The sequence below is a fragment of the Brevibacillus schisleri genome (assembly GCF_055685845.1).
On sequence record NZ_JBVNDM010000001.1, the window covers coordinates 1,690,190 to 1,709,337 of the forward strand.

At 49.7% G+C, this 19,148-nt stretch carries 20 protein-coding genes; 8 read left to right on the forward strand and 12 right to left on the reverse strand.

Translation table 11 applies throughout. The features are described from left to right. Positions 1–124 precede the first annotated feature (124 nt). Genes ACUUHJ_RS08550 through ACUUHJ_RS08565 form a run of 4 tightly spaced genes read left to right on the forward strand, consistent with a single transcriptional unit; the run spans position 125 to position 3,247 of the window. Positions 125–1,153, forward strand: a complete 1,029-nt coding sequence (locus ACUUHJ_RS08550) for an ABC transporter substrate-binding protein (RefSeq protein WP_472298681.1) — start codon at positions 125–127, stop codon at positions 1,151–1,153. Then, positions 1,137–1,445, forward strand: a complete 309-nt coding sequence (locus tag ACUUHJ_RS08555) for a hypothetical protein (protein WP_472298682.1) — start codon at positions 1,137–1,139, stop codon at positions 1,443–1,445. Before ACUUHJ_RS08550 ends, ACUUHJ_RS08555 begins: the two co-directional genes overlap by 17 nt. Positions 1,446–1,463: 18 nt before the next feature. After that, positions 1,464–2,414 carry a carbohydrate ABC transporter permease gene (locus tag ACUUHJ_RS08560; protein WP_472298683.1) on the forward strand — a complete coding sequence of 317 codons (951 nt, stop codon included), beginning with the start codon at positions 1,464–1,466 and terminating at the stop codon, positions 2,412–2,414. Continuing rightward, entirely contained in the window at positions 2,414–3,247 is an 834-nt protein-coding gene (locus ACUUHJ_RS08565) for a carbohydrate ABC transporter permease (RefSeq protein ID WP_289676889.1), read from the forward strand. Before ACUUHJ_RS08560 ends, ACUUHJ_RS08565 begins: the two co-directional genes overlap by 1 nt. On the opposite strand, the gene ACUUHJ_RS08570 is transcribed toward ACUUHJ_RS08565, so the two are convergent. From ACUUHJ_RS08570 to nikC, 10 genes are all read right to left on the reverse strand, one after another. Beyond that, positions 3,244–4,128, reverse strand: a complete 885-nt coding sequence (locus tag ACUUHJ_RS08570) for a phosphotransferase family protein (RefSeq protein WP_472301159.1) — start codon at positions 4,126–4,128, stop codon at positions 3,244–3,246. The two genes, ACUUHJ_RS08565 and ACUUHJ_RS08570, sit on opposite strands and share 4 nt — an antisense overlap. A 72-nt stretch (positions 4,129–4,200) precedes the next feature. Beyond that, positions 4,201–4,647, reverse strand: coding sequence for a hypothetical protein (locus ACUUHJ_RS08575; RefSeq protein WP_012685278.1), 447 nt, complete (start codon positions 4,645–4,647; stop codon positions 4,201–4,203). Positions 4,648–4,782: 135 nt separating this feature from the next. Next, positions 4,783–5,676, reverse strand: a complete 894-nt coding sequence (locus ACUUHJ_RS08580) for a DMT family transporter (protein ID WP_289676891.1) — start codon at positions 5,674–5,676, stop codon at positions 4,783–4,785. A 22-nt stretch (positions 5,677–5,698) separates the two neighbouring features. Beyond that, entirely contained in the window at positions 5,699–7,027 is a 1,329-nt protein-coding gene (locus ACUUHJ_RS08585; RefSeq protein ID WP_472298684.1) for a sodium:solute symporter family transporter, read from the reverse strand. Beyond that, positions 7,024–7,728 carry a response regulator transcription factor gene (locus tag ACUUHJ_RS08590; RefSeq protein ID WP_289676895.1) on the reverse strand — a complete coding sequence of 235 codons (705 nt, stop codon included), beginning with the start codon at positions 7,726–7,728 and terminating at the stop codon, positions 7,024–7,026. Before ACUUHJ_RS08590 ends, ACUUHJ_RS08585 begins: the two co-directional genes overlap by 4 nt. Before the next feature lie 4 nt (positions 7,729–7,732). Further along, a complete protein-coding gene (locus ACUUHJ_RS08595) occupies positions 7,733–8,521 on the reverse strand; it encodes a sensor histidine kinase (RefSeq protein WP_289676896.1) in 789 nt (262 codons plus the stop codon). A 95-nt stretch (positions 8,522–8,616) separates the two neighbouring features. Continuing rightward, complete coding sequence (locus ACUUHJ_RS08600; RefSeq protein ID WP_041749311.1) at positions 8,617–9,612, reverse strand: ABC transporter ATP-binding protein; 996 nt, start codon at positions 9,610–9,612, stop codon at positions 8,617–8,619. Between the two features lie 2 nt (positions 9,613–9,614). After that, positions 9,615–10,637, reverse strand: coding sequence for an ABC transporter ATP-binding protein (locus ACUUHJ_RS08605; protein ID WP_289676897.1), 1,023 nt, complete (start codon positions 10,635–10,637; stop codon positions 9,615–9,617). 12 nt (positions 10,638–10,649) lie between these two features. After that, entirely contained in the window at positions 10,650–11,570 is a 921-nt protein-coding gene (gene nikB / locus ACUUHJ_RS08610; RefSeq protein WP_012685285.1) for a nickel ABC transporter permease, read from the reverse strand. A gap of 13 nt (positions 11,571–11,583) precedes the next feature. Beyond that, a complete protein-coding gene (gene nikC, locus ACUUHJ_RS08615) occupies positions 11,584–12,483 on the reverse strand; it encodes a nickel transporter permease (protein WP_012685286.1) in 900 nt (299 codons plus the stop codon). A 180-nt stretch (positions 12,484–12,663) separates the two neighbouring features. Between nikC and ACUUHJ_RS08620 the strand changes: the two genes are divergently transcribed. From ACUUHJ_RS08620 to ACUUHJ_RS08630, 3 genes are read left to right on the forward strand one after another with little or no spacing between them, the layout of a single operon-like run. Continuing rightward, complete coding sequence (locus tag ACUUHJ_RS08620; RefSeq protein WP_472298685.1) at positions 12,664–13,899, forward strand: amidohydrolase; 1,236 nt, start codon at positions 12,664–12,666, stop codon at positions 13,897–13,899. Between the two features lie 16 nt (positions 13,900–13,915). Then, positions 13,916–15,139, forward strand: a complete 1,224-nt coding sequence (locus ACUUHJ_RS08625; protein ID WP_472298686.1) for an amidohydrolase — start codon at positions 13,916–13,918, stop codon at positions 15,137–15,139. A gap of 34 nt (positions 15,140–15,173) precedes the next feature. Next, complete coding sequence (locus ACUUHJ_RS08630; RefSeq protein ID WP_372677326.1) at positions 15,174–16,391, forward strand: amidohydrolase family protein; 1,218 nt, start codon at positions 15,174–15,176, stop codon at positions 16,389–16,391. A gap of 74 nt (positions 16,392–16,465) precedes the next feature. Here ACUUHJ_RS08630 and ACUUHJ_RS08635 read toward each other — a convergent pair whose 3' ends face one another. Beyond that, entirely contained in the window at positions 16,466–16,756 is a 291-nt protein-coding gene (locus tag ACUUHJ_RS08635) for a hypothetical protein (protein WP_142495493.1), read from the reverse strand. A 6-nt stretch (positions 16,757–16,762) separates the two neighbouring features. Beyond that, positions 16,763–17,650 carry a LysR family transcriptional regulator gene (locus tag ACUUHJ_RS08640; RefSeq protein ID WP_472298687.1) on the reverse strand — a complete coding sequence of 296 codons (888 nt, stop codon included), beginning with the start codon at positions 17,648–17,650 and terminating at the stop codon, positions 16,763–16,765. A 113-nt stretch (positions 17,651–17,763) separates the two neighbouring features. Here ACUUHJ_RS08640 and ACUUHJ_RS08645 point away from each other — a divergent pair, with 113 nt between their 5' ends. After that, positions 17,764–19,146 carry an MFS transporter gene (locus ACUUHJ_RS08645; protein WP_472298688.1) on the forward strand — a complete coding sequence of 461 codons (1,383 nt, stop codon included), beginning with the start codon at positions 17,764–17,766 and terminating at the stop codon, positions 19,144–19,146. Positions 19,147–19,148: the final 2 nt, after the last annotated feature.

Consider the following 19,148-nt stretch of genomic DNA (forward strand, 5'->3'; position numbering starts at 1 on the left):
GGGAAAGCCTCACTGAAAAAGAGTAAAGAAAACGAAAAAACGGGTAAAGATATTAAAACTTATAATTCAGAATATTTAATATAATACAAACTATCCAATAAAAAGAACATGAGGGGGTTCGTGTATGGGATTTCGTTCCTGGATTTCTGTGGCGCTCCAATTAACGATGGCGACAGCATTGCTTGTAGGCTGTAGTCAACCGGCGGCCACTCTTGACTCAACATCGCCGTCAGGTGCGAATGGCGTCACGCTAAAAATGGTCGAGAGCATTACTAGCCCACAACGAACTGCGCTGTTAAAAGACATGCTAGCCCAGTTTGAAGCGAAGAATCCGGGGATCAAAGTCGATCTGATTTCACCTCCATTCGAAGGAGCAGATCAGAAGATCACACAGATGCTGATGGCAAAAGAAGAGCTGGACGTGCTAGAAGTTCGCGAATTCAATGCCAAGCAGTTTTCGATGAACGGCTTCATTGAAAATTTGAAGCCCTACACAGACAAATGGAAAAATTACGATCAGCTGACGGACGTCGCCAAACGGCGTGCCACTTGGGTGGACAAGACTCCTTATTACATTCCGAATGGACTGTACCAGCGCGTCTTGTATTATCGGACGGATTGGTTTAAGGAAGCAGGGATCGAGGTGCCGAAGACGTGGGATGAGCTCTTGCTCGCAGCCAAAAAGCTGACGGACCCTTCCAAAAACCGCTACGGGTACAGCTTCCGGGGAGGAGCGACCGGGTGGGATTACGCGCTGATCACGATGTGGGCCTATAACGGGACGGAGGTCGACCCTGACTCTGCCTTTTTCATGAAGGATGGACGCACGCTCTTCTCCACGCCGCAATCATTGGAAGCGATGCAGTATTACAAACAGCTTTACAAGGAAGGCTCTCCAAAAGATTCCGTGAGCTGGGGTTTTCAGGAGATGGTACAGGGCTTTGTAGCGGGTTCGACTGCCATGCTGATTCAAGACCCTGACGTCATTGATGGAGCCAAGGAGAAGATGCAGGAAGGGACGTGGGCAACCGCTCCGATTCCGCTTGGTCCTTCGGGTGTCGCTCAACAAGTAGTCGGTGGACCGGGGTGGGGGATGACTGCGTATTCGAAGCACAAGGAAGAGGCGTGGAAGCTGATTGGCATTCCTCTCTGATCCTGAACAGAGTACTCATTTTGCGAAAAAGACTTCCACAATTCCTGTCGTGAAAAGCGCGGCCGAAGATGAATTTTACAAGACAGGTTACTTCCAACCGTTTATGGAGATGAGCCAGCAGCCGACGAAGTTCCTCGATGTTTCACGTCCTGTGGACTACAAAGGCTGGGGAGCTTGGCAAAGCACGGCGGATAAAGACATCCAGAGCTTTTTGCTCGATCAGCTCACCGCAGAGGACCTGTTGAAAAAATGGGATCAATACTGGACCAAAGAAAAAGCCGAGCGAAAGTAGACGTGGGGGGATGGTAGCTTGGATACACAAAAACCCATCGTCATGATGACGAAGCAGGTTGTGCCGGAAGGGAAGAAATCGTTCCGGATTTCCAAAGAAGGTCGCTTTATATTTTTGTGCCTCTTGCCCGCCATTTTGTTTGTTTCGGTCTTTACGTATTATCCACTCGTGCGTGGAATCATCATGTCTTTTCAGAGCTACACGCTTTTTGATTTAATGAATATTCAGTTCATCGGGCTGGACAATTTTGTGAATGTACTGACAAGCCCAGACTTCCCGCGTGTTGCTATGAACAGCTTTTACTGGGTGTTTTTCTCCCTTGTCTTTCAATTGCTGTTTGGCTTCATGCTGGCCCTTATGATGCGTAAAAAATTTCGCGGGAGAGGGATTTATCAGGCATTTATCTTTTTTCCGTGGGCGATGTCCGGCTTTCTGATTGGGCTGATTTGGCGGTGGATGTTCAATGCCCAGTTTGGCGTTATTAACGATTTGCTCTTGAAAACGGGTCTGATCGATGCGCCGATCTCCTTTTTGGCGGACGGAACTTGGGCGATGGCTGCCGTCATTATCGCGAATATTTGGTATGGTGTCGCGTTTTTTGCCATCATGATTCTGGCTGCCCTTCAATCGATCCCAGAGGAGCTGTACGAAGCGGCGGCGATGGATGGAGCGGGGAGGATTCAGCAGTTTTGGCGGGTGACACTGCCGTATATCATGCCTACGATGCTGGTGACGATCCTGTTACGGGTTATCTGGATTCTTAACTTTCCGGACATTATTTACGCGATGACGAATGGAGCTCCTGCAGGCTCCACCCATATATTCGCTACCTACATGATCGATAAAGTCATCTTTGGACAAGACTACGGGCAAGCCTCGGCTGTGGGTGTCATCATCGTGGTGATTTTGATGTTATTCACGATCTTCTACGTGAAAGCGACCAAAGTAGAGAAGGGAGGGGACTTCTGATGCATCGTGAACATTTAGGGTGGAGGACTGGCAGAGCGATTGTCTTGACCTTGTTTCTTGCTTTTGCGATTTTCCCGCTGTATTGGATTATCATTACGTCGCTCAAAGGTCAAAAGGAAATCTTTTCGCTCCCGATTCAATATTGGCCACAACAGGTGACGTTGAACAATTACCTGGAGATCTTTCAGATTTCCCACTTCCAGGTGTACATCTGGAACAGCTTTCTCGTTTCCTTGGTCGCTTCGGCAATGGTCGTGTTCATCGCGATGCTCGGCGGTTACGTGTTGGCTCGCTTTTCGTTTAAAGGAAAGCGTCAGGTGATGTTCGGATTTCTCGTCACTCAAATGATTCCAATGTTCATTGGCATGACGCCGTTGTACGTGATGATGTCCAAAATGCACATCTTAAACAGTCTGTTTTCGTTGATGCTCATCTACACGGTCATGCTGATTCCCTTTTGTACGATCATCATGTCGGGCTTTTTCCAACGGATACCCAATGCCTTGGAGGAAGCAGCGATGATGGACGGCTGCTCCCGATTGAGCGCCCTGTTTCGCGTCATCGTGCCGATCATGCTCCCCGGAATTGCGGCAACGTTTATTTTCGCCTTCGTTCAATGCTGGAACGAGCTGATTATGGCTGTTCTGTTCATTGATGAAGAGTCGGTCAAAACGATTCCCGTCGCGATGAACGCCTTTATCAAAAAATACGATATCGAATGGGGAGCGATGTCGGCAGCTACTGTGCTGTCAGTCATCCCGACGATGCTATTGTTTGCCTTTTGCCAAAAGTACTTGGTGGAAGGGCTCACACAGGGTGCTGTAAAAGGCTAGAGGTAGTTTCGCATGCCTGCTTGGTACGCTGCTTCATCGTTGTTTTCCAAACCAAACAACGCTTCCTCCAAGGCAAAAGTACTGCGGTAAAATCTCATCCGTGTAAGCACCTGCTCAAGCTGGATGTAAACCGGGGTGAAATACTGCAAAAACGCTTCCCCGTAGCTCGCACATAGCCCTGCAAGGTCGTATGCCGGATCGCCTACACCAGAGCCGCCAAAGTCGATGATTCCTGTGATGCGTTGTTTTGTGGGGGAGTACAAGATATTTCCTGTGCCAAAATCTCCGTGGGTCAAGCAGGGCTGAAAATCAAAGTGGGCAGGGTCTGCCAGGTATGCTTCAAAGCTCTCTGCCACATCCTTTTTCGCTTGCTCACGCATGGCAGGGAACAACTTCGAAGCAATCTGTTCATACAGCTCAGTCAACTGCTTGGCCATGTCAAAATCGCCGGGGATAAGCTCCGGGAGCAAGGAGGAGACGGGAAGCTGATGCAGCTCATGAAGAAATTGTGCCAGCTGGGCAGCGACAGTCGGTACGGAATTTTGACGCGAGGCTGCTTGAAAAGCTTCTCGGGTAAAAGGCTCGCCTTCGAGTAGCGGATATCCGGCAAACACCCGCCCAGGTGTTTCTTCAGCAAAGGACAAATAGATCGGAGCCGGAATCGGCAGGGAGAGATATGGTTTTACCGTGCGTAAAATGCTCGTTTCGACCTTCAGTTGCTCGATTCCGGAGCTGTACTTCGGAAAGCGAAACACGTACGCGTCATTGACGATGAGCACATCATTGTTTTGGCCCATTTCGTTAAAGTAGGCGGAAGTGATGGTCAACTCTGGATACGTTGCTTGAATGTGTTGGATATACGTTTGCGTTGTCGTTGTCATCATGATTCTCCTTCCAATACCCCGCATTTCGAAAAAAGAGCACTCTCCCCTGAGGAAAGTGCTCTTTCGTATTTACGATGCTGCCAGTTCAAATCTGACGAGCGTTTCTTTGGTGTTTGCGAGCTTTTCTAGTTCAACAATTCGCCAGTTAGGGGAGATTGTCCTGCGCATCCACGCCAATGCATCGTCTGGTAGGCGAACGTGGTGCAGTGCTGTCTCCTCGACTTGATAGTCATGCTCCGCTTGGATGTTGTAGCGTTTGTTTAGCAAAAACTTGATCCCGTTAAAAGTGGTGAACTTGATCTGGTAGCCTTCGCGAATCGCAGCTTCCAGCGTAAGGGGATCATTTTTGGACAGTTCAAACAGAGGGGTGTAATCGTACTTGCCGCCCTCCACGTCCGAAAAAGGCGCAGGGTCACCTGTTCTCAGCTTGTGGATGATTTCTTCATCGACGAATCCATGGGCACGGGCTGCCTCTAACAGCATCGTTTCCCACTGGGATAGCTTTACGGTAGACATGGACTGTCCCTCCTCTTTTCACGATGTAACGGCACAGACATCGCCAGCCTTTCTCCTAGTATAAAACAATGAAATTGTACTTCTCAACTACAATTCCGACTGTTTTACTATGAAAAGTGCAGCGAGCTGTTCTGCTCAGGATGAAAGCGAGGAGGGGTTCTTCTTTTTACGCGACTCCTTGGAGGTTGTGGTCAAGGTCACGCCCGCGATGATGAGAATCGCACCGAAAAACTGTACGCCTGTTACAGGCTTTGCCAGCAATAACAATCCGAAAAGCATGGCAATAAACGGTTCCAGGTTGGCAAACATCGCGGCTTTGGCAGCGCCTACCTTCTGTAGCTGGCTGTTCCAGATTAAGGTCACAATGCCGTGCATGACGACAGCGGTGACAAACAAGAGAAGCCAGGATGAAAGGCTGGTGCTTACCGTGGCCGTAGGGATGCTGATCAGGACAAAAGGCAGCATCGATCCGAAGCCGATCAAATTGGATACGAGCGTCGTCACGAGTGGAGGGAGTCGATGTCCCAACAACCTGACGAGGATGATCGAGGTAGCGAACGTCAGCATCGTCAATACAATCCAGAGGATACCGACATCAAAATGCAGCTCTGCCCCTGTATAAATGACGAATATAACCCCTGATGTACCGATTACCGAACCGATTGCCATGCGACCAGTCAACGACTCTTTCAAGAACAAGGCAGCCAAGAGAGCGGTTGTAATCGGCGTCAGTGCAAGGATCAGGGCAGAGGTGGTCGGATCAGCTGTAACGAGCCCTTTGTAGAAGGACCACTGGTTGATGAATACACCGATAACTCCCAATACCGCGAGCAAGAGCCAGTCCGTTCGAGAGAGCTTTGGCATTTTCAGCCGCCCTCTGGACCAGATGAGCAGAAACAACACGATAAACAAGAGACGCATAGCCGATAAAAAGAGTGGAGAAAACTCAGCGACGAGCATTTTCCCGAAGACGAAATTGCTGCCCCAAGCGGTTACGCAAAAAATGAGCAGCAAGTAGGAGCGTAGCATAGGATTCGTTCCTTCCTGTGGGTCAGCGAGTGTGATCCGGCGTTCGGATGTACCGTTTCCATAGCCAGGTCATGCACAAGTAGGCGGTTAAGACCAGAGCTGTACATAAGGAGGCAATCCAGATTGCCATCATCGGATCGACGTACATCCGGCTGCTATAGCCTGCGACGAATCCCATTACTGCGCTGATCAAAATGAAAGTAGGTGCTTTTCCCTTCGTCAACACGATGACGACGATAGGCAAAAACAGCGAGGCATACATAATGCCAAAGAAGAACAGCAAATCCAGCAAGGTCGGATGGAAGTAGATCGTCAAACCATAAGAAAGCGCACCGATAGCGATGGCAAGGATGTAGCCCAAACGTATTTTTTGCCGTTCAGAAGCGTCTGGGCGGAACAGCTGATAGACGTTGTTGACCATCAGGCTGATCATGGAATGAAGCCCCGCACCGAAAGCGGACATGATCGCACCAAAGGCACAGAGGACAAATAATACAAGTAAGATCATCGTGTCAATCTTGCGTACGAGATCAAACAACAGCGAGTAAATATCATCAAAGCCGCCCGTAAAAAGGACGATGATGATGAGCGAGGAAAACGCCAGTGGTACGGTAGCAAAAATGAGTCCGGACACCAGAAAGGTAGGGACGATCTTTTTCTCTTCCATCATATAGAGCCGCTGCCACGATGCCTGATCGACAAATACTTGACCAAACCCAATCAACAGCCCGGTAATGATAAAAAAAAGACCCTCGTTGTTGTTGAGCACCAGAAGGTAAGGATGGTAAAGGCGCAGTCCGTTATAGACGTGCTCGACACCTTTTCCGACGAAAAAGTAGACGGGAATCAGGATGACGGCCGCAAACGTAATGACTATTTGCACGATGGCAAAACGATGGATCGAGCGGATTCCCCCGATGCCTGCAAACAGCACACAAAATCCGAAAAAGCAGAGCAAGCCGAGCGGGATCGGCAAGCCAAACAAGATGTTCAGCAATACGCCCCCAGCCATTCCCTGGACGAACATCGCTTCAATCGTCGTAATCAAAAGGATGATAATCATCAGCCAGTAACCAAACGGATGCAGCTTGTCCCGCATGTAATCCCCGATGGTCATCCCTTCTGATAACTCACGGCGGACCTTTCGCCCAAGCAGTCCAAACATACTGAGGGCAAATGCTCCCATCAAAGCGAAGCCGATCCCGCCAAATATTCCGTATTTGACGAGTGCTTCCGGTGAACCGAAGATCGTGTTTCCGGTCACCCAGCGGGCGAGGATCGAGACGACTCCAAGCCCAATGCCGATTTTTGCTGCACCGACCACATATTCGCGAAACGATAAGTAGGTCAAGATCCATTCCCCTTATCCCGGTATTCTTTCGGGGTTTTCCCCACTACCTTGCGAAAAATGGTGCTGAAATAGTGCTGGCTGTTGAAGCCAGTCCGCTCCGCAACCGTCGATATGCTCCAATCAGGATGAGCAATCAGGAACTTCTTCGACATTTGAATGCGGTACTGCATTAAATACTCAGAGAATGAGACGCCTACTTCTTCATGAAAACGGCGGCTCAAATAGGTAGGATTGATATGGACTTCTGCGGCAAGATCAGCCAAATTCAGCTTCTCCGCGAATTTTTGATGAATGATGTTCATCGCATCAGAAATAATTCGGGTGTAAGCAGAGAGGGCAGGGCTCTTCTGATATTTTTTCAGAATGTCGACCAGCTCGCTCTCAATGACGGGCTTCGTGATGTAATCCACGACACCCAGGCGGATCGATTGCTTGGCATAATGAAAATCTTGATAAGCCGTTACAATGATGAGCTCGATGTCTTTGTGCTGGGCTCTCAGCTCTTCGCCAAGCACTAGCCCGGATTTCCCAGGAAGATTAATGTCCAGAAAGGCGAGATGAAGAGGAACCTTCTGGCTGATCGCCATGGCCTTGCTGCCATCTGCGGCCTTGTAGAATTTCCACAAGGGGAACATGGGCTGAATCAAATACTCGAGTTGGTCCAGCTCCAATGGTTCGTCATCCACGAGTAGTACGTTCATCTTCTCACCTCAGATCGATTTGTTCATACGTACAGGGCCACCTGACAGACACAAGAGTTCCTCCTTCAGTTATCGGAGCAAGCTCCAGATGTGCATGATCACCAAAACAAAGGTGGAGCCGCCTGCGGATGTTGTCCAACCCGTGACCGCTCTCCTCATGTGGCTGTTCAGTTTCGATCTCACTTTCATTTTGGAATGCTGTGAGTCCGGAAGAACCGTTGTCGATGACTGTAAGCAGGACATCGTCATCTTGTCGGCTTATGCGGATGTCTATGGTAGCTTCGCCCATTTTTCGTTCCAATCCATGCTTAAATGCATTTTCCACGAGCGTTTGCAAGACGAATGGCGGAATGGATGCTTGCATGAGATCATCTGCACAATCGAGCTGAATTCGGAGCCGATCGCCGAAGCGCAGCTTTTGAATCTCCAAATACTGCTCCGTGTACGTAATCTCCCGCGCCAATGAAATCAACGGCTCGGTGGATTTGTATTTGAATTTGAGAAACTGGGAGAGGACTTCGAGCGCTCTCACCAGTTCCTTCGTTCGGTTCAGTCGCGCCAGACTCAGAATGACATTTAACGTATTAAACAAGAAGTGAGGCTGGATTTGTTGATTCAATTGATTGTAGAGTGCTTGCTGCAACTCTTTTTCCAGCTCGATCTTCAGATTCTTGTTTTCTAACAGATCAATCCGCTTCTCGAAAATGAACAGAAACAATAAAGCAATAGCTCCTATGATAGGAGCCAAAATAAACAGCAGAATGAGTAAAGTGAAGCCTTCGAAGCTTATCATGAGATCCCTTCTGTATGGAGAGATTTTGCAGTTACCATCATATCATGCTGCTTCTTGATCTCTTGTGTTTTTAGAAAATTTTAATCTCTCTATGATTAGACTTGGGCAAGGTGGCAGGCGACTTGGTGCGTATCGTGCAGACTTGTCAGTCCAGGTACTTCTGTTTTGCAGCGATCAATCGCATACGGGCAACGCGTATGGAAGCGGCAGCCCTGCGGAGGATTGATCGGAGAAGGTACATCTCCGCGCAGAATGATCCGTTCCTGCTTTTTATTGATGTCCGGCACCGGGATCGCAGACAAAAGTGCCTGTGTGTAAGGATGCTGCGGGTTGTCGAACAGCGACTTTTTATCCGCGATCTCTACCACTTTACCGAGGTACATCACCATGACGCGATCCGAGATGTGACGAACGACGCCGAGGTCATGGGAGATGAACAAATACGTCAGCTTGAATTGCTTCTGCAACGATTTCAGGAGATTCAGCACTTGAGCCTGAATGGATACGTCGAGTGCCGATACGGCTTCGTCACAAATGATCAGCTTCGGCTGCATTGCGAGGGCACGGGCAATCCCGATCCGTTGGCGTTGACCACCACTGAACTCATGCGGGAAACGGTCAATTTGATCCGGACGCAAGCCTACATAGCCGAGCAGCTCGATAATGCGCTCGCGGCGTTGATGCGCCGGTACGATATTTTGGATCGCCAACGCTTCCCCGAGAATAGCGGATACAGATTGGCGCGGGTTGAGCGAAGCAAACGGGTCCTGGAAAATGACCTGCAAATGCTTGCGCATATCGCGCATTTGCTTCTTGGACATGGCCAGCAGATCTTGTCCCTCGAATAGTACCGTTCCGCTCGTCGGTTCATCCAGACGGAGGATGGCACGACCAGTAGTGGATTTGCCACAACCGGATTCGCCTACAATACTCAGTGTTTCTCCTTCATGGATCGTGAAGCTGATGTCATCCACGGCTTTTACGTGGTTGACGGTACGACCCAATAAGCCGCCTTTGATCGGGAAGTGCTGCTTGAGATTTTTTACTTCCAGCAGTGGCTTTTTCGTTGGATTCGCTTGTGTCGTCATCATGGTCATACCCCCACTTCCGTAGCAGTCTTGGTGTCGCCGTCCCACTCAGACGTATACATCCAGCAGCGTACTTTGCTTCCGTCTGTATACTCCAAGAGTTCAGGAAGCTTTGTATGGCACAGCTCTGTTGCATGCGGGCAACGTGGAGCGAATCGGCAGCCAACTGGCATATTGAACGGACTTGGTACATTCCCTTTAATAGCTTGCAGCTCTTCTACGTCCTCATCCAAACGGGGGAGGGAGTTCATCAGCCCTACTGTATATGGATGTCGTGGATTTGCGAACAGGTTTTGTGCAGTCGTGTACTCTACGACTTTTCCTGCGTACATGACCGCGACCCGATCGCATGTTTCTGCAACGACGCCAAGATCGTGGGTAATCATGATAATGCTCATGCCCATTTCGACTTGCAGCTTTTTCATCAGCTCGAGAATCTGAGCCTGAATGGTAACGTCCAAAGCGGTCGTCGGTTCATCCGCGATCAAAATCTCCGGGCGGCAGGCGAGAGCCATCGCGATCATGACACGCTGGCGCATACCCCCAGACAATTCATGCGGCTCTTGAGTCGCGCGCTTTTCCGGGGAAGGAATACCGACCAGGCGCAGCATGTCTACTGCTTTGTCCCAAGCTTCCTTCCGTCCCATGTTTTGGTGCAGGCGCAATACCTCTGCGATTTGCTCCCCAACCGAATAAACCGGATTCAGCGAGGTCATTGGCTCTTGGAAAATCATCGAAATCTCGTTACCGCGGATCGCGCGCATGTCTGCTTCTGATTTTTTCGTCAGGTCTTGCCCTTTGAAAAGGATTTCTCCTCCTACAATTTTTCCCGGAGGACTGGCAATCAAACGCAGGATCGAGAGGGAAGTGATACTTTTTCCACAGCCCGATTCTCCTACCAGCCCGAGTGTCTCTCCTCTATTTAGCGAGAAATCAACGCCGTCCACTGCTTTACTGACGCCATCTTCTGTGAAAAAATGCGTTTGCAGATTGCGAACGTCCAGGATGATATCTTGTTGTTCCGCCATGGTGATCCCTCCTTAGTTCAGATCAATTCGTTTATTGAAGTAGCGATACAATACATCGACGAGCAGGTTCACGAACACGAAGATAATGGAAGCGATCAGTACGCCGCCTTGTACGACAGGCAAATCACGCATGCGGATCGCATCGACGATCAGACGACCCAAGCCGTTGATGGCAAAGACAGATTCTACGAGAACCGTACCGCCCAAAAGGAAACCGAACTGCAAGCCAACGACGGTAATAATCGGGATCAAGGCGTTTTTCAAAGCATGCTTGTAAATGATGACTGTTTCACGCAAGCCTTTTGCTTTTGCTGTGCGGATGTAGTCTTGACGTACGACGTCGAGCATACTGGAGCGGGTCATACGAGCAACGATAGCAGCTCCGGCGGTACCGAGTGTGATCGCTGGCAAAACCATGTGCTTCCAGGTGCCCCAGCCTGCGACCGGGAAGAGTTGCAGCTTGACGGAGAACGTGTAGATCAAGCTCAAACCGAGCCAAAAGCTTGGCAAGGATACACCAAGCAAGGCAATAACCATGATCGTAATATCAGCAGCAGAGTATTGCTTGGTAGCAGAGATGATCCCTGCGATCATTCCGAGGACAACCGTTACAAAAATACTGGCAACGGCGAGCTCAATAGTAGCAGGCAAGCGTGCCATGATCTCATCCCACACGGGGAGGTTGGAGCGAAGTGATGTCCCAAGATCGCCTTGGAACACGTTGACGACATATTGTGCGTATTGAACCATAATCGGCTGATCCAAGCCGAGCTGTGTACGCATTTTCGCAATCGTTTCTGCAGAAGCGCCTTCACCAGCAAGCAATACTGCCGGGTCGCCAGGAACCATTTGCATGATCAAAAAGACGACCAGAACGACACCGAGCAGGACGGGAATCATTTGCAGCAGGCGACGAGTAATGTAAACAAACATGTAGCATTCCCTCCTATTGTTTCATTCGTGGATCGAGAGCGTCCCTGAGGCCGTCCCCAAAGATGTTGAAGCCGAGAACAAGAGTTGCAATAGCGAAACCAGGGAACATGGCCAGATGCGGAGCGGTAAACAAGAAGTCGCGTCCGTTACTGAGCATGGCGCCCCACTCCGGCAGAGGAGGCTGTGCTCCCAGTCCGAGGAACGAAAGGCCAGCGGCGGAAAGAATCGCGGTAGCAAGGCGCATCGTTGCCTGTACGATAATTGGAGACAAAATGTTTGGAAAAATGTGTCGAAAGATAATCGTGAAGTCATTGGCACCGAGTGAGCGGATCGCATCGATGTACTCCAGTTTTTTCACCGTCAAAGTAGAGCCGCGGACGATCCGTGCAAATACAGGAATCGAGAAGATACCAACGGCGATCATAACGTTAAAGAGACTCGGCCCTAAGGCACTGACAATGGCTAGAGAAAGCAGGATTCCCGGGAAGGCGAGGAGGACATCGATGATACGGGAGATGATCGTATCTACCCAGCCGCCGTAGTAACCGGATAATAAGCCGAGAATAATTCCGAAAAATGCACCAATAAAGACGGCGACAAATCCGACGGACATCGAGAGCTGTGTTCCGTATAAAAGACGGCTCAGTACATCCCGACCTTTGTCATCGGTACCCATCCAGTGTTCAGAAGATGGTGGCTTCAACTTGTTAACCAAGTCAATCTCATATGGATCGTGGGGCGCGATAAAAGGTGCCAGCAGGGCAATCGCGATGTAAAAAATTACGATACAGCCGCCTACCATGGCGAGTTTGTTTTTTCGTAGTTTCCTGTAAAAAGTCCGCCATCTGCTAGGGCGTGTAGCCGCTGCTTTCGGCGGAAGAGCTTGATTGGTTGGTGCGATCTCAACCTTCATGGTGTAACCCCTCCTTTGCTTACGTCAAAGTTATCAGAAAAATGTACGAAGTAAAGGCAATTTGAACAAGTCGTAAAAATAGTGAAAATAGACGTAAAGATTGTGCAAATCAAGTCTTTCGGCTTCCTAGATAATGGGGGAGAAAGGAATGGAGAGAGACAAAGAGAGGGTGGATAATGGATGGGCGTTACCTATTGGTTGACCAATGTTCGTTTGGAGACGGGCTACCGTCGGGAAAATGGTGTCGTCACGGGGACAGAGGCATCCTTGTTTCACATTTTGGTTAAAGACGGAAAATTCACGCGTATTGTATCAGCGACAGAGAAGCTTACAGACGGTATTTTGCAAAAGGATGCAAAAGGCTTATTGGCACTCCCATCTTTTGTAGAGAAGCATGTTCATTTGGACAAGACGCTTCAGGGAGAGCAATGGCGGGCTGTCATTCCTGTATCTAATATCATTGAACGCTGCGAAATTGAAAAGCGTACACTGCCGGGATTGCCGACAACGACACAAGAGCGTGCGGAGAATCTGTTGGAGATCCTCTTGTCCTATGGCTCGACACACGTACGTACACATGTGGACATTTACCCGGAAGTGGGAATCTCCAATTTGGAATCAGTAAAAGCAGCATTAGCAACCTACGCGGATCGAGTCACCCACGAGATCGTGGCATTCCCGCAGCATGGCTTGTTGCGTACAGATGCAAAAGCACTCTTGCGTGAGGCGTTGCGCCAAGGTGCGACTCATGTCGGGGGTGTAGACCCAGCTAATGTAGATGGCGATATAGAAGAATCCTTGCATCAAATGATGGAGCTGGCAGTAGAAGCAAACGCAGGTGTGGACTTGCATTTGCATGACCCAGGCCATTTGGGAACCTACACGATGAAGCGACTGGCAGCAATGACCGTAGACGCTGGCTGGCAAGGCCGCGTGGCAGTCAGCCATGCGTTTGCGCTCGGAGACATCTCAGTGCAAGAAGCTGAAGAGATGGCGACGATCCTGCGGGAAGCAGGCATTACGATTATCACCAGCGTGCCATTTAGCCGCGTGATCCCACCTGTTCAGCTACTGCACCAAAATGGCGTAGACGTTGCGGTCGGCTGCGATAACATTTTTGACACGTGGCAGCCATACGGAAATGGCGATGTACTGGAGCGCCTCTGGCGACTGGCAGAACGCAATCGTTGGCTAGACGAGCTGTCTCTGTCTCAATCCCTGCGTTTTATCACAGGTGGCAAAACGACGCTGGATGCTAACGGAACACAGCTGTGGCCTGTACAAGGGGAAGACGCGAGCCTGATTCTCGTGGATGCGACCTGCTCGGCAGAAGCGATCGCGCGCCGTGCGGATCGACGCGCTGTATTCTTCAAAGGCAATCTCGCTTCTGGTCAAGTGGAAGAAGTGAACGTTTAAGAGGGGGGAAAAGCCGGTGAAATCTTCTCCTTATTGGATCGTCAACGCTCGAGTGGAAATCGGGTATGAGTGGGAAGAAGGCGTGATCAGTGGAACGCGGACAGAGCTGTGCGATTTGCTCATTGAGCATGGAAAAATCACACGCATTGTCCCTTCCAGTGAAATTTTGGAGGATGGGCTGCCTAAAAAGGACGCGAAGGGCTTACTGATTTTGCCGTCTATGGCGGAGAAGCACATTCATCTGGAAAAAACGTATTACGGCGGCCCATGGAAGGCAACAACTCCCGTAAAAAACTTGTTCGAACGCCATGCTGAGGACAGAGGGCTGTTGCCGATGTATCTCAAGCAGGCACAGACAGGAGCAGAAAAAATTCTCTCGCTGCTGGTGGAAACAGGCGTTACGCATGTAAGAACGCATTGTCATGTGGACCCACAGGTTGGGCTAGGGTTTTTGGAAGGAATGAAGAGTGCGTTTGAGACGTATGCAGACCGCGTCTCCTACGCAATCGTTGCTTTCCCGCATTATGGCATGCTCCGTACACAAGCACGCGACATGGTACGAGAGGCACTGCGTCAAGGCGCCACTCATGTAGGCGGCGTCGATCCGGGTGGAGTAGATGGCGACATCGAGCGTTCCCTGCAAACGATGCTAGAGCTGGCTGTAGAAGCGGATGCCGACATTGACATGCATTTACATGATCCAGGACATCTCGGAGTATTTACGATGAAGCGTCTTGCTGTTCTGACGGAAGAGGCAGGTTGGCAGGGACGTGTCACGATTAGTCACGCGATGGGATTGGGCGATGTTTCGCAGGAAGAAGCCAGAGAGTTGGCGCAACGACTCGCCTCGCTTGGCATTTCCATCGCATCGACCGTTCCGATCAATCGCCCGACCATTCCGATTCCGTTGCTGCATCAAGAAGGCGTAGCCGTCATGCTCGGCAACGATAGCCTGACAGACAACTGGACCCCCTTTGGCAGTGGAGACTTGTTGGAAAAAGCAGGACGACTGGCTGAACGCTTCCGCTTGACGGATGAAAGATCGTTAGGCGTAGCACTCGGCTTTGTGACAGAGGGGCGGATCACTCTCGATGAAACCGGGAATCGCCTGTGGCCATTGGTTGGCGATGAGGCGAGCCTGATGGCTGTCGAAGCGACATGTTCAGCAGAAGCTGTTGCGAGACGTGCGAAGCGCAAGGTCGTTCTTTTCCAAGGCAACCGGGTCGCGGGTGAGTGGTAGTACTACTTTTAAATAGAAAGGATGTCATGGATAGATGTCTACAGCCTATTGGATTACCAACGTCCGCTTGGAGAGCGGATACCGCAAAGAAAATGACAAGGTGGTTGCTACAGATACTGAAGTGGCGCATCTATTAATCGAAGACGGACGAATTGCACAGATCGTGAGTGGAGCCGCTCCACAAACCGAGCTGCCAACGAAGGATGCCAGCGGTCTATTGGCACTGCCGTCATTCAGGGATATGCACATCCACATCGATAAAACGTACTATGGTGGCCCTTGGAAAGCCGTGACGCCAGTAAAAAGCATCCTGGGTCGACTGGAAGAAGAGAGCCAGCTCATGCCGAAGCTTTTGCCAACAGCACAGGAGCGCGCAGAAAAAATGCTGGAATTGCTGCTGTCCGCAGGCTCCACCCATATTCGCTCCCATTGTAATATCGATCCGTACATCGGACTCAAAAACCTGGAAGCGACCATGGCAGCACTGGAAACCTTCAGCGGCAGATTGCAGTGCGAGGTCGTGGCCTTTCCGCAACAAGGTCTTTTGCGAAGCAACCAAGTGGAAAACATCCGCCAAGCCTTGAAGATGGGCGCGACCTACGTTGGTGGTGTAGACCCGGCGACAGTGGATCAAAACATCGAGAAATCGCTCGCTACCATTTTTGAGCTGGCAGTCGAAGCGAATGCACCTATCGACGTTCACTTGCATGATCCAGATCATCTCGGGGTGTTTACATTCAAACGTCTGGCTAAAATGACCGAAGAAGCAGGGTGGCAAGGTCGCGTTACTATCAGCCATGCCAACTCCCTTGCTGACATCAGCCTGGAAGAAGCAGGGGAAGTAGCAGAAATGCTAGCTGGCTTGGGCATTTCGATCACTTCCACTGTACCAGTGAACAGAGGAACAATTCCAATCCCATTGCTGCATGAAAAAGGTGTCTCTGTGTCTCTCGGAGACGACAGTATTACCGATCACTGGTCGCCTTTTGGTCAAGGAGACAGCTTGGAAAAAGCAGGCCGCTTGGCAGAGCGATTCCGCATGCAGGACGAGCGTTCCCTGTCCCAAGCTCTAGGCTTCATTACAGGTGGGAAAACGCCGCTGGATAAAGAGGGCAACCGCCTGTGGCCAAATGTTGGCGACGAAGCGGATATTGTATTCGTTCATGCATCCTCGGCAGCAGAAGCAGTTGCACGCCGTGCGAAGCGCCAAGCTGTGATGTTCCGCGGGAATGTCGTTTCTGGGGCTTTGTAAAATCGAAAGGAAATCTATAACAAAAACAGACACGCGATTGTGACGTGTCTGTTTTTGTGTTCATTTGCCTGCACCTAAAATGCATGGCACCAGCATAAAGGATCATCTCCCCCACAATGAGGGCAACAACCACCTGTATAGCGAAGTCGAATTTGATCGGAATGTAGCACACCATAGTCGGTAATCGGTTCGACACCCGGGATTGGTTCGTCTGGAATCTCGCGCACTTTCATGTCCGACCACTTTCCGCTCCAGGAACATTTCCTGCACGTTAATCTCTCTGCTGTAGGGTGCAACGCATTCTCGATGACGATCATACATTCTTGACTGTTGGTATTACAAGTAGGACAATCGTGAAATTTCATGATTCATCACCTCTCAAGTTTGCAAACATCCCCAAAATAATCGACAACGACCTCACGGAATTCTTGGGCAGCTCGCGAAATGTACCGACTCTTGTGCCATAATAATGCGATTTCCCGTACCAATTCGTCATTCTCGACTCTTAGATACGTGATTTGTTCACGAGAATCTCTTGCTGTGCTTGGGATGAAGGCTATGCCAATTTCTGCTTCCACCAGCTGGATTAGCCTTGCAGGTTCATCTCCCTCATACACATAGGTAGGTACAAAGCCAACCGACTTGCATATAGAGTCTACCAAATCGCGTGTACCGTACCCTTTTTTTACACCGACAAACGATTCATCCTTCAGTTCTGTCAAAGATACGATACTTCGGTCTGCCAGTCGATGTCCCCTTGGAACAGCTACGAGAATAGGGTCAATGAACACGATTTCACATTCAATGTCATCGTCTTGGATAGGAGGGGAGGACAAGCAAAAATCGATCTCTCCTCTATGAAGAAGCGTAACCATTTCCTGCGTGGAGAGCATTTGTACATGGAATTGGATATCGGGACGCTTTTTGCGAAATTCGCGAAGGATATTGGGCAGGGTGCTTGCCGTAGTCACCGCTAATTCAAGCGTGCCATGCTCTGGGTTGGACAAATCGTGAAGCTCCAGTTTCCCTTGTTCCAATTCAAACAAAGCTCTTTCCACCCGGCAAAGGAATTTGCTTCCGAACTCATTCAGTCGTAGCTTTCTCCCTGTACGATCAAAGAGAGGGACTCCCAGATCCTCTTCTAATCGTTGAATCGTTTTGCTTAGAGACGATTGGGTCACATGCAGACTTCGTGCAGCTTCGGTTACATGCTCCATACGAGCTACGGTAAGAAAGTATTGCAGTTGAAGAAGTTCCATGTAGCTCCTCCATTCATTCCTTTCAATCCATGAAATCATAACATGAAATGCGTTGGAGTAAATGTATGATTTCCAGTACGATATCATCAAAACGCTTTTAAGGAGGGCTGGAAATGGGGGCTCACAACAGGTGGTTGATGATTGCCGTTGGACTAGGGATATTGTTGAACCCATTAAATTCTTCGATGATTTCTGTTGCAATTGCAAGGCTGCAAAATGTGTACCGTCTTGATTTCACGGTTGTTTCGTGGATTATTTTCTCGTTCTACATTGCGAGTGCTATCGCTCAACCTGTCATGGGAAAGGCAAGTGATTTGTTCGGCCGCAAGAAGATATTTCTTACCGGGCTTGTCGTATCTTTCGTTGCTTCCATATTGGCTCCATTATCCCCAAACTTCGGGTGGCTCATTGTATTCCGAATTGTGCAATCGATCGGAACTAGCATGATGGTTGCCGTTGGAATGGCCCTTGTACGAATTCATATTACCGAGAAGCAAGCGACTGCGCTTTCCGTACTGTCCATATTCCTATCAGGAGCAGCAGCGATTGGACCTTTTATTGGCGGGGTATTGCTTCATTATTGGGACTGGTCTGCGATCTTTCTCATTAATATTCCGTTCGTGGTGGCTAGCTTCCTGTTAGCCTGGAGGATGATTCCAAAGGATGGATCGGCAGCATCCGTTGCACATAAGATGTCCTTTCGAAAATGGTTGGAGCTGATTGATGCAACAGGGATTGTGCTCTTCGCGGTCGGTCTGGTTGCACTGCTCGTTGGATTACTGTCAGCAAAATCATCTGGGCATGTCTCATGGTGGCATATCATGGTTGGAGGGATCGGCCTCGTTACACTGGGGGCTTTCGTACGACATGAGTTAATAACGACGTCTTCGTTTATTCCTTTGCGGACATTCGCGAAGTACCCTGCGATGACGTGGGTCAATATCGAATTCATGCTCGTTAACGTCCTTTTTTATTCGCTTTTTTTCGGCCTTCCATCCTACCTGCAACTGGTTCGTCATGTCAGCGAGTTCCATACAGGAATGCTCATGCTCAGCTTAGGCTTATGCTCCCTCATTGTGTCTCCACTAGCGGGACGATGGATTGATCACTCAGGACCTCGGCCAGCATTGTTCGCATCCGCCATACTGATGACATTTGGGTCATTGTGGCTTGTGATGTTCAACCAAGATTCACCTGTCGCCAGTGTTTGTGTGGCGTTAGCGGCATTCGGCATTAGCAACGGGTTAAATAACGTCGGAATGCAAGCAGCCTTGTTCAAAAGCTCTCCAAAAGAAATCATTGGCGTCTCATCCGGATTATTTAATACATCGAGATACCTGGGAACCATTCTCTCCTCATTATTGATCGGCATTGTAATGGGAGATACGTTTAGTGCCGAGGGATTGCAAGTGCTTGGCATGATCCTCACGACAATCTCATTGTCTTTGGTACTCATGAGTTGGCGACGGGAATCAAGGCAAGCGGGGGAGTCGTAGAT

Excerpts from the sequence above, each read along its gene's own strand:
- ACUUHJ_RS08590 (WP_289676895.1), bottom strand. The coding sequence starts at position 7,728 with ATGAACGTACTACTCGTGGATGACGAACCATTGGAGCTGGACCAACTC.
- ACUUHJ_RS08575 (WP_012685278.1), bottom strand. The coding sequence starts at position 4,647 with ATGTCTACCGTAAAGCTATCCCAGTGGGAAACGATGCTGTTAGAGGCA.
- ACUUHJ_RS08570 (WP_472301159.1), bottom strand. The coding sequence starts at position 4,128 with ATGACAACGACAACGCAAACGTATATCCAACACATTCAAGCAACGTAT.
- ACUUHJ_RS08645 (WP_472298688.1), top strand. The coding sequence starts at position 17,764 with ATGGGGGCTCACAACAGGTGGTTGATGATTGCCGTTGGACTAGGGATA.
- nikC (WP_012685286.1), bottom strand. The coding sequence starts at position 12,483 with ATGAAGGTTGAGATCGCACCAACCAATCAAGCTCTTCCGCCGAAAGCA.
- ACUUHJ_RS08600 (WP_041749311.1), bottom strand. The coding sequence starts at position 9,612 with ATGATGACGACACAAGCGAATCCAACGAAAAAGCCACTGCTGGAAGTA.
- ACUUHJ_RS08565 (WP_289676889.1), top strand. The coding sequence starts at position 2,414 with ATGCATCGTGAACATTTAGGGTGGAGGACTGGCAGAGCGATTGTCTTG.
- nikB (WP_012685285.1), bottom strand. The coding sequence starts at position 11,570 with ATGTTTGTTTACATTACTCGTCGCCTGCTGCAAATGATTCCCGTCCTG.
- ACUUHJ_RS08630 (WP_372677326.1), top strand. The coding sequence starts at position 15,174 with ATGTCTACAGCCTATTGGATTACCAACGTCCGCTTGGAGAGCGGATAC.
- ACUUHJ_RS08595 (WP_289676896.1), bottom strand. The coding sequence starts at position 8,521 with ATGATAAGCTTCGAAGGCTTCACTTTACTCATTCTGCTGTTTATTTTG.
- ACUUHJ_RS08620 (WP_472298685.1), top strand. The coding sequence starts at position 12,664 with ATGGGCGTTACCTATTGGTTGACCAATGTTCGTTTGGAGACGGGCTAC.
- ACUUHJ_RS08580 (WP_289676891.1), bottom strand. The coding sequence starts at position 5,676 with ATGCTACGCTCCTACTTGCTGCTCATTTTTTGCGTAACCGCTTGGGGC.
- ACUUHJ_RS08550 (WP_472298681.1), top strand. The coding sequence starts at position 125 with ATGGGATTTCGTTCCTGGATTTCTGTGGCGCTCCAATTAACGATGGCG.
- ACUUHJ_RS08605 (WP_289676897.1), bottom strand. The coding sequence starts at position 10,637 with ATGGCGGAACAACAAGATATCATCCTGGACGTTCGCAATCTGCAAACG.
- ACUUHJ_RS08640 (WP_472298687.1), bottom strand. The coding sequence starts at position 17,650 with ATGGAACTTCTTCAACTGCAATACTTTCTTACCGTAGCTCGTATGGAG.
- ACUUHJ_RS08635 (WP_142495493.1), bottom strand. The coding sequence starts at position 16,756 with ATGAAATTTCACGATTGTCCTACTTGTAATACCAACAGTCAAGAATGT.